Annotated in this window: 11 protein-coding genes; all 11 read right to left on the reverse strand. The window is 64.9% G+C overall.

Going from position 1 to position 13,811, the window contains the following annotated elements:
• Positions 1–3: 3 nt before the first annotated feature.
• Positions 4–1,317, reverse strand: a complete 1,314-nt coding sequence (locus tag ACN9MY_RS17755; RefSeq protein ID WP_426318138.1) for a dicarboxylate/amino acid:cation symporter — start codon at positions 1,315–1,317, stop codon at positions 4–6.
• Positions 1,314–2,183 (reverse strand): substrate-binding periplasmic protein, encoded by an 870-nt coding sequence (locus tag ACN9MY_RS17760; RefSeq protein ID WP_426318139.1) that lies wholly within the window; start codon positions 2,181–2,183, stop codon positions 1,314–1,316. The genes ACN9MY_RS17755 and ACN9MY_RS17760 overlap by 4 nt, the downstream gene beginning before the upstream one ends.
• The gene (locus ACN9MY_RS17765) at positions 2,180–2,383 is read right to left on the reverse strand and encodes a hypothetical protein (protein ID WP_426161777.1); all 204 of its coding nucleotides are present in this window, start codon (positions 2,381–2,383) and stop codon (positions 2,180–2,182) included. Before ACN9MY_RS17765 ends, ACN9MY_RS17760 begins: the two co-directional genes overlap by 4 nt.
• Before the next feature lie 40 nt (positions 2,384–2,423).
• Positions 2,424–2,810 (reverse strand): DUF4280 domain-containing protein, encoded by a 387-nt coding sequence (locus tag ACN9MY_RS17770; RefSeq protein WP_426161778.1) that lies wholly within the window; start codon positions 2,808–2,810, stop codon positions 2,424–2,426.
• The gene (locus ACN9MY_RS17775; protein ID WP_426161779.1) at positions 2,810–3,523 is read right to left on the reverse strand and encodes a toxin-antitoxin system YwqK family antitoxin; all 714 of its coding nucleotides are present in this window, start codon (positions 3,521–3,523) and stop codon (positions 2,810–2,812) included. The genes ACN9MY_RS17770 and ACN9MY_RS17775 overlap by 1 nt, the downstream gene beginning before the upstream one ends.
• Entirely contained in the window at positions 3,524–5,509 is a 1,986-nt protein-coding gene (locus ACN9MY_RS17780) for a type VI secretion system Vgr family protein (protein ID WP_426318140.1), read from the reverse strand.
• Entirely contained in the window at positions 5,506–8,139 is a 2,634-nt protein-coding gene (tssH, locus tag ACN9MY_RS17785) for a type VI secretion system ATPase TssH (protein WP_426318141.1), read from the reverse strand. Before tssH ends, ACN9MY_RS17780 begins: the two co-directional genes overlap by 4 nt.
• A gap of 3 nt (positions 8,140–8,142) precedes the next feature.
• Positions 8,143–9,168 carry a type VI secretion system baseplate subunit TssG gene (gene tssG / locus ACN9MY_RS17790; RefSeq protein WP_426318142.1) on the reverse strand — a complete coding sequence of 342 codons (1,026 nt, stop codon included), beginning with the start codon at positions 9,166–9,168 and terminating at the stop codon, positions 8,143–8,145.
• Positions 9,156–10,910 (reverse strand): type VI secretion system baseplate subunit TssF, encoded by a 1,755-nt coding sequence (gene tssF / locus ACN9MY_RS17795; protein WP_426323779.1) that lies wholly within the window; start codon positions 10,908–10,910, stop codon positions 9,156–9,158. The genes tssG and tssF overlap by 13 nt, the downstream gene beginning before the upstream one ends.
• Positions 10,911–10,930: 20 nt before the next feature.
• On the reverse strand, positions 10,931–11,389 hold the full coding sequence (gene tssE, locus ACN9MY_RS17800; protein WP_426318143.1) for a type VI secretion system baseplate subunit TssE: 459 nt from the start codon (positions 11,387–11,389) through the stop codon (positions 10,931–10,933).
• A 484-nt stretch (positions 11,390–11,873) separates the two neighbouring features.
• Positions 11,874–13,802, reverse strand: a complete 1,929-nt coding sequence (locus tag ACN9MY_RS17805) for a GNAT family N-acetyltransferase (RefSeq protein WP_426318144.1) — start codon at positions 13,800–13,802, stop codon at positions 11,874–11,876.
• Positions 13,803–13,811 lie beyond the last annotated feature (9 nt).

The raw sequence follows: 13,811 nt of genomic DNA on the forward strand, positions 1-13,811 counted from the left end.
CCCTCACAGGCCGAGCGGCCGAGCGCAGATCAACGACACCGCAGCGCAGCCCACCAGCACGCTCACTGCGGTACGCGCCATCGCGCACAGCGGATCGACCGCAACAAAAAGCACGAAGGCTGCTTCGAACGGCAGCGAGAAGTACGCGCAGACCGTGCCCATCAGCGCTACCGTCGCCACTCCGCCCATGCCGGACGAAGCGAAGCCGGTCAGCGCCGCCACCGCTGCCAGCAGCACCAGTTCTCCCGGCCCCAGCGTACGCCCGTACAGGGCCGCGATGAACATGGTGCCGCTGACGAAATAGACGACCGGGCCGGCGCGCAGCAGGGCCGTGCACAGCGGCACCAGCAATTCCACGCGGGCCCGCGCAAAGCCCAGGCGGCCCGCCAGCGCCTCCACCATGGCCGGCATGCAGGCGGCGCTGTTGTTGGTTGCCACGCCAAGCGCAAACGGTTCGCGCATGGCCTTCAACACCGGTTTCAGCTCACCGCCTGCGCGCTGGCGAAGCAACAGCACGGCCAGGCAGATCACCAGGGCGCTGACGAACAGGAAGCCCAGCACATAGCCGGCCATTGCCGCCATCGCAACGACGCCGGTATGCGCCACCTGGCCGGCTGTCATGCATACCACGACCAGCGGCAGCGGCAGGTTGATCCAGCGCGTCAAGGTCTGGCAGGCTTCGTACACGGATTGCAGCGCCTGTTGCAGGCCGCCGGCGATGCGTTCCGGAACCTGTCCGACCGATACCCCGAACAACAACGCAAAAACCAGCACTTTCAGGGTTTCGCCTTCGGCCAGGGCCGCGAAGATATTCGAAGGCACCAGCCGCCGTACGATGTCCTGCGCCGTCGCCGCCGGCGGCGCGACATCCGCCTGGTGCAAGGCCATGGCGGTATTGGTCTGGTCGGCATCGCCGCCAACCAGCTGGCCCAGCTCCTGCCTTGTGGCGTTCGACAGGTTCTCGCCCGGGTGCAGCACCAGCGTGCCGGCAGTAGCCAGCACGGCGGCCGCCAGTGCCAGCAGCACGAACACCAGCACCACGCGCCGCGCAATCTTGCCGGTGCCGCCTTCGCGGTACAGGGTCTGCAGGCTCAGCACCACGGCCGACATCATGAACGGCAGCACCACCATGGTCAGCAGGTTGACGTAGACGCTGCCGACTACCGCCAGGCGCAGGCCGGCCGCCGGAGCGGCCCAGCCGATCGCCCCTCCCAGCAGCACGCAGGCCAGGACCACCAAAGGATTGATGGCCAGGGACCGCACGCGCCGCCAGGCAGCTGCGGGCAGCGGGCCGGCAAGCTGGGCCAGTGCGCTCATGGCTTGATCCTCCTGTCGCCGGGAGGGCGCCTGCCGGCGCGCGATGCAATCACCTCATTGACGAACGCCAGCAAGGTGCCGTCGCGCACGCCCACCATCACGCTCAGCGCCGTTTGCGCATCGGTGAATGTCACCGTGCGCAGGCTGAGCGCCAGGCGCGGGTCCTGCTCCAGCACCTCGCGCACTGCCAGCTCGTCGCGATAGGCGGCCAGCACTTCGCCGCGGCGCACCGCATCGACCAGCGCCTGCCAGGTGGGATACGGTTGCAAGCGGGCCGCCGGGAAGTCGCGCCGGGCGAACTCCACCCACGATGTGTTGGCCATCACGCCCAACGGTCCTTCGAAGTTGCGCATGGCTTCCTTCAACGGCTGCTTGCCGTATCTTTCGGCGAAGCGTACACGGTGGATCAGCATGGCGTGGCCCAGCACCAGGTAGGGCGTCGAAAACAGCACCATCTGGCTGCGCCGCAAGGTGCGCCCGAGGCGGCTGATGCCCAGGTCGGCCTGGCCGTTGCCGACCATTTCCACCACTGCATCGACGCTGCTGGAACTGCGGTCGAAGCGTAGCTTCACGCCCAGTTCCCCGGCAATCGCCTGCGCCAGCTCGATGTCGAACCCGCTCATCACGCCGTCCTTCTGCGCGTAGAACGGCGGGCTGTCGACCTGGTACATGGCGATCACCAGCTCGCCACGCTCGACAATGCGGGCGATATCGGGCGCCAGCAGGCGGCCATCGGCGGTGCGTACCAGCGGCGAGGCCGGCGGCAGCGCAGCACTGGCTGTTGCCGCCGCCGACGTTGCGGGCGCGGACATCAGGCCCATGGCCAGCAGCACCGGGGATGCCAGGCGGGCCAGGCGGGCGTTCATGGCGCCTCCTGCGCGACCGGGGCCGGCGGCGCGGCCACGGCCGGGGCGGCCGATTGCGGCGCCGCTGCCAGGACTTGCGGCGCATGTACGGCCGCCTCCGACATGCGCACGCCGAACTGGAAGCCCAGCGCAAACATCAGCACCAGCAAGGCCACCACGCCGCATGATCCCACTGCCAGCAGGCGGGGTGTCAGGCTCAATCGGTATTCCATCATCGCACCTGTCTGTCCGGATCCGGGTTCAGGGCACGGACACCGTGGCCTGACCCGGCACGCATACTTCGATCACCCCGCCGGCCATGCACATCAGCTTGGAGGCATTGTTCAGCGCCGGCAGCTTGCCCAGCAGGACTGTCGGCGAACCGGGCATCCAGGGAGCACTGGTCATCGGCACGCAAGGCATCGGCGTCAACACGCCCAGTGCCGCAGCAGTCGCCGCCGCCACTTGCGGATTGCCCAGCGAAGTGCACATGCCGAACGGCAGGATGTTCACCATCGGCTTGCAATCCATGACATTCGCATCGGGCATCGTCGATACGACCTGGCTGGCCGGCGGCACCATCAGAGTGCCGGGCGCCAGCCCGAACGAGCATTTGAGCATCGCTCCAGCGCATACTTGTTGTCCCATCAGTCGCCCCTCAGTAGTCGTTTGATGCGTTCCATCAGGGCCGGCGCCGCTTCGGCATTGCCCAGCCGTCCCCCCTGCGCATTGAAGCGCACCGGCGGCCCCACCGGAACGCCGTCGCGATACAGCACTTCCTCCATCAGCGCCCCGTTGGGCCAGTAGCGGCGCAGCGAACCATGCAGCAGGTTGGCGCGGTAGCTGCAGCGCTGCACCACTTGCCCTTCCGCGTCCAGGTCGACCGACTCGCCCTCCAGCAAGCCGCTGCGGTACACCGAGTTGCGCACCTGCCGGCCTTCGTGGAAGAAGGCAGCCGGCCCTTCGATCTGGCCCGACTCCAGCGACAGGCGCGCCGTAACCTGGCCTGCCTCGTCATAGGACAGCGCAGGCCCGCTGGCGACGCCTTCGGCCATGGTCTGCGCCATCACCCGCCGGCCGTGCACATAGGTCTCCACCAGGCCATGCGCCAGCCCGCGCTGGAAGGCACTGCGTTGCACCAGGGCGCCGTCGGCGTCGTACAGCGTCATCGGCCCATGCAGCTTGCCGTGCTCGAAATGGGCCTGCATCGCCAGCTGGCCGCCTGGCCAGAACTGCTCCAGCGGGCCATGCAGGACGCCGCTGGCCATGGCGCTGCGCAGCAGTATGTTGCCGTCGGCGTCGCGCTCTTCGACCACCGTCGGCACTGCGCTATTGCTGGCGGTTTGCAGTGGGGATTCCATTCAATTCACCTTCGCCATGGCGCCCTTGAGCGTCAACACCGCCCCCGCCTCCACCGTCTGGGTGGCATCGGCCTTGCTGTTGATGATGGGGGCCTTGTGGTCGATCTGCAGGCCGGCCTGCAACTGCAGCGCCTTGCCTGCCTTGCACCCCAGGTCGGTGCCTGCCTCGCATTGCAGCGCGGTACCGGCCTTGTTGCTCAACTCCGTGCCAGCCTTGGCCGACAGCGCTTTTGCCGCCTCGAGCGCCAGGCTGTCGTCCGACACCAGCTTGATGCCGCCTTTGACGGAAATGGTCAGGCTGCCGTCGATCGTCAGCTGGTAGTCGCCCTTGACCGTATGTGTGAACGCGGCCTCGTTGGCGTGGGTCTCGGCTCCCGTCACTGCCAGTTCGCGGCTGCCGGCCACCTGGTGCACTTCCTTGCCCTTTTTCAGGACGATGGTGCGGTCGCCCTCTTCCAGCGTGTGCAGTTCCACGCCCTTCTTTACCGTCGTGGCCAGGGCATTCTCGATCTCCACCGCCATATCCTTCTGCGCATGCATGTAGAGCTGCTCGGCGTCCTTCTTGTCTTCGAAGCGCAGTTCGTTGCCGGCCTTGCCCTGCTTCGACGACAAGGTGCGCAAGATCGACTGGGTCTGGTTTGCCGGCAGTGTTGCCGGCGGCACGTTGTTGCCGTTGTAGACGCTGCCCGTCACCAGCGGCCGGTCCGGGTCGCCGTTCACGTAGCTGATCACTACTTCATGCCCGATGCGGGGCAGGAAGAATGCGCCAACGCCCTTGCCCGCCGCGGCTTGCGCCACGCGGATCCATGGCGCCCGCTTGTCGTCGGCGGCCGCGCGGTCCCACGGGAAGCGCACTTTCACGCGCCCGTGCTTGTCGGTCCAGATCTCTTCCCCGGAAGGCCCCACCACCATGGCCGTTTCGCAGCCGGCCATGCGGGGAAGCGGCGCCCGGCGCGGAGGACGGAACGGCACGGCGCCGGGAAACGCTTCGAAAGCGTTGCTGTATACGTCGTCACGCACCGTATGCCGGACCCGGCGCAGCACGAAGTCGGCATTCAGCGCGGAGACGAAATGCCCGGCCAGCGTGAAGCGCGTTCCAGCACAGAAGGGATAGCAGAAGCTGTCTCCGTGCAGCACTTCCGACGCGCACTGGCTCTCCTCCACCTGCAACTGGGCCAGCGCCCGGCCGGCCTCCACCGTGCCATGGCCTGTGGCGAATTCATAACTCGCGCCGATGCCCGCCGTTGCCTGGAAACTGCCCTCGAGCGAGGTGTCAGGGGTGACGAAGTCATAATCGCTGACGGTCGCCTGCTGCAGCACGATCCGGTGCTCATGTGCGAAACGCGAGACGGCATCGACCGGTCGCAGCATACCCGTTTCGGGCCAGAAGCGAACCTTCGCAGCGCCGGCGCAGTCGGCAAACTGGCTCGATGCATCGGCCAGCACCATGGTGTGCCCGCTGGCGGCAAAGGTAAAGAAGTAGCAGATGCCTGCCTGTTCCATCAGCCGTGAAATGAAGTCGAAGGCGGTTTCGTCGTATTGCACGCAGTATTCGCGGCTGGCATAGCTCTTGCCGAGCCGGGACTCGAAGGCCACGCCGAATCCACCCAGTACATCCTTGATGATCGCGTCCACGCCCAGGTTGGAAAAGATCTTGCGGTCCCGCGAGAGGGTCAGCTTCCACAGTGCCGGCACCAGCTCCGCTTCGTAGAGCGCAAAATCCTTATCCTCGCCGCTTTGCACGAAACGCATCACCATCCCGCTGATGTAGCGTGTGCCGCCAGGGCCGCCGATACTGACCGTCATTTCCTTGCCGACGGCGGCGGCCGCGCGCAGGCTGGTGCTGGCGGAACGCATATGCAGGGTAAACCCGAACAGCTCGGACAAGCCTTCGCTACCAGCCAGGCTATCGAGCAGCAGGTCGTCGGCGCCGAAGGGCGAAGTCAGTTGCATCAGGCCGCCGGCCTGTTTGAAGCCGGTTTTCATGCCGCCCTCCCGATCGGACTGTCACGGAAACTATAGGAAAACTGCGTGCCCGCCACCGACATGTGCACGGCCGAGAATGCCGAAGCGGTGGCGATCCGTTCCAGCACCTGGCTGGCCAATTGCGGCAGCACGGTCTGGGTCAGGATGAAGTCGATATTGCGCGCGCCGCTGTCGACTTCCGTGCAGCGCGCCGCAATCGCGGTCGTCACCGCATCGTCCCAGCTGAAACGGGCGCGATGGTGGGCGGTAAAGCGTTCGGCCAGCCTGGCCAGCTTCATGTCGACGATCATGCCGATACCGGCGTCGTCCAGCGGATAGTACGGCACCAGCACGACGCGGCCAAGGAAGGCAGGGCTGAACTGGCGCAGCAGGGCTGGCCGCAGCAACTCCACCAGGGCGGCTGGATCCGGCACTGCACCGTTGTGGCAGGCACGGGTAATCACATCCTGCGCGGCATTCGAGGTGAGCAGGATCATGCAGTGCCTGAAATCGATCGCGACGCCCTCGCCGTCCTCCATAGTGCCCTTGTCGAAAACCTGGAAGAACAGCTCCAGCACATCCGGATGGGCCTTTTCCATCTCGTCCAGCAGGACCACGCTGTAGGGCCGGCGCCGCACGGCTTCGGTCAGCACGCCTCCCTTGCCGTAGCCCACATAGCCGGGTGGCGCTCCCTTCAGGCTGGAGATGGTGTGGGCCTCCTGGAATTCAGACATGTTGATCGTGATCATATTGCGCTCGCCGCCATACAGGATGTCGGCCAGTGCGCAGGCGGTTTCAGTCTTGCCCACCCCGCTCGGGCCTACCAGCATGAACACGCCGGCCGGCTTGCCCGGATCGTCAAGTTCGGCGCGCAGGGTACGCACCCGGCGGGCGATGGTGTCCAGCGCCTGGTCCTGCCCGACGATGCGCTCGCACAGGCGCTCGTTCAGCTCCAGTACCGCATGCACCTCGTCGGCCAGCATTTTCCCGACCGGGACGCCGGTCCAGCCGGCGATCACTCCCGCCACCATGGCCGAATCGACGCACACGGGCACCAGCGGTTCATCGTCGCGTATCGCTTCCAGGCCTTTCTGCAGGCGCTGCAACCGGGCGGCCTGGGCCTGCTGTTCTTCGTCACCGGCGTTGCCGGCATCGGCGCGAGCCGCGATCTCGCGCCGCAACGCCAGGATTTCCTCCACGGCGCGGCGCTCCTCCGCCACCTTGGCCACCAGGCTTGCGCGACGGGCAGCCAGGCGTTCCAGGGCGCCCGCCAGCTGCGCCGCTTCGGCGGCATCACCCTCGCCGCGCCCAAGCTGATGGCGCGCCAGGCGCAGCCCCTCCTGCGCCAGCACCATCTCGTGCTCAAGCGCCTCCAGCGCGGGCGGCGTCCCGGCCTGCGCAATGGCGACACGGGCGCAGGCCGTGTCCAGCACGCTGATCGCCTTGTCCGGCAGTTGGCGCCCTGCGATATAGCGCTGCGACAGGCGCACCGCATCGCGCACAGCCTCGTCCAGGATCTCCACCTGGTGGTGCCGCTGCAACGTTCCTACCATGCCGCGCAACATGCCGATTGCCGCCTCCGGCGCCGGTTCATCCACCTTCACTACCTGGAAGCGCCGCGCCAGCGCAGGGTCGCGCTCGACGTGTTTCTTGTATTCGGCCCAGGTAGTTGCCGCAATCGTGCGCAACTCCCCTCGCGCCAGGGCCGGCTTGAGCAGGTTGGCGGCATCGCCCTGCCCTTCGCTGCCGCCGGCGCCGATCAGCTGGTGCGCCTCGTCGATGAACAGGATCACCGGAACGGCAGCGGCACGCACCTCGGCAATCACCGATTTCAAGCGCTGCTCGAATTCGCCGCGCACCCCGGCGCCGGCCTGCAACAGCGCCAGGTCCAGCGCGCACACGCGCACGTCCGCCAGCGCGGCCGGCACGTTGCCGTCGGCGACGCGCTGGGCAAAACCTTCCACCACGGCCGTCTTGCCGACGCCGGCCTCGCCGATGAGGATGGGATTATTCTGGCGCCGGCGCAGCAGTACATCGATAATCTGGCGGATTTCCTCGTTACGGCCGCGCACCGGGTCGATGCGCCCGGCGCGCGCCAACGCCGTCATGTCGACCGTGTACTGCTCCAGGGCCGGCGTCGAGCCGCCCGCCTGCGCTCCTCCGCGCCGCACTTCGGCGCCGGCGCTGCCGCCCAGCAGCGAAGCCAGCTCGTTTTTCAGCCGCTCACGCGGGATCTCGAGCAGGGCCGGAGCGGTCTCGATCAGCATGCCGCGCATGCTGTCCAGATCCAGCATGGCAAGCAGCACAGCACCGGAGCGGATTTGCTGCGCCCCCAGCAGCATTGAACCGGTCAGCCAGGCTTCGCGGAACAGGGCAGCGAAATGGGGCGACAATGCTGGCGTGCGACCGTTGCCGCGCTTGAAGCCATCCAGGCAATCCTGCACCTGTCGCCGCACTGCATCGGCGTTCACGCCATAGTGATTCAGCAGCAGCATCAGGTCGGAGGCGGCGCCATCGATCAGCGCTATCAGGAAGTGCTCCACCTCGACGTTGAAATGGGTTTGCTGGACACACAGTTCAGCGCCCGCGTCCATGGCCCGCCGGCATTCGCGGTCAAGGCGCGACAACAGGCTGCGGATATCGACTTCCATGCCTTAGCTCCCTTGTCCCGGCAGCACGAAGCGCACCGCCCGGTATTCGCATCCCGGCCCAGACGGCGCCGCGCGGCCGCACAGCCATGCGCTGCGTCCCAGGCGTGGCGCAAGTCCGCCCCCGTGCTGCGCGCCCAAGCGGGACTCCGGCCTGCCCGCCAGCTTCAGTTCCAGCGTCACCTTGACATCGCGCTGCAGGTGACGCGCTACGAGCCAGCCCAGCAAACCGCATTGCCGGCCGTCCGGCAGCAGCGCCGCGAAACGGTCAGGCGCCAGGGATGGCGCGCGAAGCGCAATGCCCGCAGCCTGGTCCCAGGCACGCGCGCCCAGGCTGGCGCCGCCGCCAAGCCGTTGCGCCGCCTGGCCGCCGCCAAGTCCCCTCAGGCGCGCCCGGTCGCAGTCAGCCAGCGGATGCCAGTGGCCGACGAACTGCCTTCCCTCGAATGCGACGCCAAGGCGATCGCGCAAAAGCGTCAGCAAAGTCGCCAGCGAGCGAGGCGCTGCTCCTTGCAATCCCGCGTGGCGCAACCAGGCCAGTTCACCGCCTGGCCCAAGGGCGCCCTCCGCCAGGCCAAGTCCCGACAGGGCGTCCAGGCTGCGCGGAAGCGGCGCCCGCGCAGCGGTCCCTTGCAATGCCAGGTGGTGCTTGCAACGGGCGCGATACCAGAACCCGATCAGGCGCTGGTTGAAGATGTCGAGGAAATCCAGCCCTGCGCCATCGCGCGCCCTGCGGCGTGCCAGCAGCAACTCGGTGAACGGCGCCGCCAGCGGGCCTTGCGCGCCGGCCAGCGTCAGCGCCGCAGTGCGCAAGGTCAGCGGTGGTCCAGGGCGCGCGCTCTCGCCCAGGCTGGCGATATCGCTCGGTGCAAACGCCATGTCCACCTGCGCTGCCAGCCGCAGCGCCTCGTTGGCGCCGACGCCACATCCCACCGGGCTGCGCGCCGGCTCGCTGCGCTCCACCAGGCTGATGGCCTGGAACAGGTTGAAATCCTGCGGTGCAGCCCGCAGTTGTGCGATCAGGTCAGGCATTGCCGCCCCGCCATTGCAGGCCACTGCTTCCAGGTTTCCCCGGCACGCCGTACCGACAGGCGCACGAAGGAATTGGCTGTGGTGTACAGCGCAAAGAATCTCGCCAGGACGCCCGCCAGCACCAACGGCGAGGTTCCGTCAAAGGCGGCGGCATCGAATTCCAGCGTGACGTCGGTGCCGCGGCAATGGCCACGCCACGAATCGCCGCCCAGGCGAGCCGTTCCCGGCTGGGCATGCAGCCGCTTGATGCCCCGCACCTGGAGCTGGTCGCGCGCGCTGCTCCCGGCAAACAGCGACAGCATGTCGCGCAGCGTCGCCGCACCGTTCGTGCCATCGGCCAATGAACGGTGGTTCAGCCGCAGCAGCGCAACCAGGGCCCAAAGCGCATCGTTGCCCAGGGCCGGCTGGCGCGGTGCACTCGGCTGGTAGACCGCGCGCACCGTAGTCGACTTGGCCACGCCATCGCCCCAGAAGCGCGTGCCTGGCAAGACCTGCTCAGCCAACAACCGGTTGGTGCACAGCAGGCTGGCGTAGACCACATGCTCGGCCAGCGCCGCCCGCACATCGCTGCGGTCGACAAATCCGAGGTAGACGTCGCTGCCGCTGATCCCTTTGCGCAGGCTAGCCTCTCGCCGCATCGTCCAGCGCACTTTCGCCCCGCTGGAACCACCTTCCGTCACTGCGAACGCGCTCGGAATCTCCACGCCACGTTCGCCACGCGGGTCCGCCGCACTGACTGAGACGATCGAATGCACTTCCAGCACCGCATCGCGGCGGCGGTCCGGAATCAACAGGTATTCATAATGGCGCCGGTCCAGCACGATCGGCTCGCTGGTGACCGGGAAAAGGTTCAAGGCCGGAAGACAGCCCAGCAGCACATTTTCCGGTCGTAGCTGCGACAAGACCGCCGAACTGTGGGTGAACACCAGGCGTATTGAAAAGCCGGCGCCGCGCCCCAAGCGGCCGCGCAGTCCGGACAAGTCAAAGAACTGGAATTTGCGCGGAAACGCGAAATACTCCTGTAGCAGGCAGTATGCGGGGTGGACGTGCCCCGGCCGCGCCAGCATTGCCTGATCCTCTGCGAAGCCCACGTCCACCAGGTGGTGCGCAGACATGCGATAGACGCCAGCACTGCCTACTACCTCTATATATTCCAGTGCGCTGATCAACAGCTCGTGCAAGGGCATCGTGGTCAGCAAATCGCCCGACAAATGGAGGCGCAGCGTATCGAGCTCCAGTTCCGCCACATCGATACCACCATCGCACCGCAGGTCGAGGCGCAAGATCCTTGGATCTTCCTGCACGACGGCGCCGACCCTCAGTGGCCACAAAGTCGTGTCCCATCCCACCTGGAAACGGCATTGTTCGCCCGTCGCGGCTGTGGTGGACAGCATGGTGCCGCGCTTCACCGGCATCCCGGCCGTGACCTTGCCCTCACTTGGGTCGAGCGTCATCTGCATGACAGTCATGGCGGGCACGGGCTGCGTCAGGCTTGGGCACAGGTTGTCGAGCATCGCAGCGGCCACGGTCGGAAAATCGCGCTCGAGTTCACGGTGCACGCGGGCATTCAGGAATGCCACCGACTGGATCAGGTGCTCGGTATGCGGATCGGCCGCCTCGTCTCCCGTCAACACCAGCCGATGCGCGACCTTCGGGTAGCGCGCCGCAAAGTCGGCAGACTGCGTGCGCAGGTAGGCCAGTTCGCGGCGGTAGTATTCGAGCAGTTCATCCTGAGCACGGATCACAGGTTTCTCCCTCGGGTTCACGCCGCCGGCTCCAGGGCTGCCACATGGCCGTCCAGCACACAATTGAAATGCATCCGTCGCTGCTGTCGCCCCAGTGTCACCGCGCCGCTAATCCTGATGCGCGCCGAAATGGGCTTGCCTGGCTCTGGCTCCACCTTTACCCCCACGTGCATCAGGCGCGGCTCATATAACGCGAGAGCGCGCGTCACCACCTGTTCCCATTGGGCGAGGTCGGCGGCAGACTGGGGCGACAGACGCAGGGTATCCGGCAGGCCGTAATGTAGAGAATTTGGCTTATCGCCCAGGAATTGTTCTATCGTCAGGCCGTTTCGCGAATTGAAAAGCCTGGATAAGTCGGTCAACACCGACTGCTGCACACCGTCGGCATCCAGCAAGCGGCTACCTCCTGCGGCATCAGCTATCCCCGTGAGGCGGTCGAACAACGGTGATACGGAATTCGATGACATGAACTTCATGTGAGCACCATTTCAAGGCTAGTCGACAAAAGGGCTTGAATTGATATTAGGGTTTCCCGCCAGCGTTACACAAGTATCAGCCGCGTAACAACTGAGCGCAATTCAAAGGGGGCCAGAGCCCCCTTTTTGAAAAATGCCGGATCAGACAGGCAGTCCGATCCTATCCACACTCGTTCATTGCCCTGGATTGCGTGGCGCCATCCAATTCACCACTCCCGGTGCCTGAGTGGTCACCATCCTGATAGCAGTTACCGCCCTGGGAACCTGCCCAGCAACCGCTATCATTCCGCCCATCCCGGAAGTGACGACGCCCACGGCATGTACCGCTCCCTCGCGAGAGTTGCCGTTGCTAAATGCCTGAACACTCTTATAGCCGTGATATCCGGCCATACCTATCGGTATCAAGAATGGAAACATAACTGAAAATCTCCTGTAATAGTTGCCAGACCTAAATTAGTTCAAACGTATTTACCCCGCTTTCCCATTAAGCACTCATATCTTCTTCCTTTCTAGCAGACTCGAATCGCCCCGAGGCGCAAGACGATTGCAATACAGCCGGCGCGCTAGCAAAACGAAAAGGCGCCGCAATCTCCCTGCACAGTGTTTGTAACTGCCACTCGGCGACTTCTTCACGCGTTACACCTGGGACCAGGGATTTGTGCATAAAAAGCAGCCGCTGATCTTCTTCGATGCAGACTTCCATTGCAGTGAAACCCAAACTATCCAACGCGCGACGAGACCTATAATTGCCTTCTTGTACCGAGGTGTACACGGAATGGACTCCCGCTTCCTTTGCCATTTCGAAGAGCAAACGAGCGGCATTGCTAGCGTATCCGCACCCCTGGAAATCACAACCGGCCCAGAAGTAGAAATAGGCATTGCGCCCGCTACGGCGGAGAAAGACCATACCTACCAAGCCCCAGCGCCGGTGAATGATTGCCTGTGCTGCAAGTCCTCCCGTAAGCCGCTGCGAGCGAATCCATTGCCTGACCTGGGCCAGCGTCTGCAGTTCCGGCAGCCCGGCCATGGCCGCAATGCCTCGGTCCCGATATTGACGCAAGAGTGCCGGTGCATGGTCCATGTGCAGTGCTTCCAATACAAGAACCCCGGATGGATCGCGGCGTCCGGGATCAACTGGCAGTCGGCCCACGTCCGCCAAGCGCCGCTTGATCGCTTCCAGTTCGCTTAGTGTATTTGTATCGGATGGGGCAAGGGCGACCGCCTGGAGTAATAGATCGTGGGCGCGATTCAAATTTCCACTTGCGCTTTCACAGCGCGCAAGGAAAACCAGATCTACTGGATTGTCGCCGTGAAGTTGAAGACCAGACTCGATGCATTGCTTTGCCAACCCCCAGTCGCCAACCGATGCGGAATATTCGGCCACGCACCGATAAAAGCGGTCGAAAGCACTTTGAGTGCGATAGTTGTTCCATGTCTGCTCGAGAACAGCACGCCACTGTTGCGCTACACCAGAATGGAGAGCGCTGAAATCTATGTGGCGGGGGCAAACCTGCAGCAGCGCAGGAAAGTAAGACGTGGACGCCAACATGGCAGGAATAAGTTTCGCCGCCGCTGGCGCCGTCAGATAGGATGCCGCTTCCATTATGGCCAAGCTTCGGTAGGCTTGCCCTTGTTCGAGAATCTTGCCAATCACCTCGACAGCCGCGAGTGGTACCACGCTCCCCGCGACAAGATAGGTCGCCAGTTCTGCGTCGCCGGGCTGGCAGCACCATGTACGTGCCCCATGCCATGTCCGGTCGAGAAGGAGGGCGTGCAGGTTCAGGTACTCCCTGCCGATCACCTGCTCCCGTAACGCCGGTTCGTTGACAATCCCGAGGTCCGCGCCTAAGAAAAGATAACGCTCCCCACTCTGGCTAGCCAGTGCTGAAACACATTCAATCGCCGCCAGCGGCAACACTACGGGCGATCTGCCGCAGCAGATGGCGTAGTACGCAAGCAGCGCATCCGCATGCCCGCTACTGGGCGGTTCCTGCATTTCCGCAATGTAGACATTGCCGCGGTCAAGCGCATAGTGCGCTGAAGCAAGCGATCCCATGCACTTCCAGCCAACGCAAACCAGGGGATTGCCCCCGACATCAAGTCCTTTGACTCCGTCTGCAGGGCAATGTTTATAGGATATGGCCATTCCGGCGCGAGATGAACGCTCCAGGCGTTCTGCCAACAGGCGGGGCAACGCCCACGCAATGAGCCCACTGGGCGCCCCCAGGTCGAGGATTATTAATGGCTGAGAGGCGTCGATCGCGCCCAGCGCCCACATTGCCTCCCAAAACAGCACGGCCGCATCTGCCCAGGCATGTTGAAGGACTGGCGGAGGTTCGTCCCTGGCCCTTTCAAACGCTTCAGAGCATTGCGATTCCTCGAAGGTATCGATCAGTTGGCGGTTCAGGGACATACTTGCCTC

The sequence above is a fragment of the Pseudoduganella sp. R-31 genome (assembly GCF_049913235.1).
Lineage (GTDB): Bacteria > Pseudomonadota > Gammaproteobacteria > Burkholderiales > Burkholderiaceae_D > Rugamonas.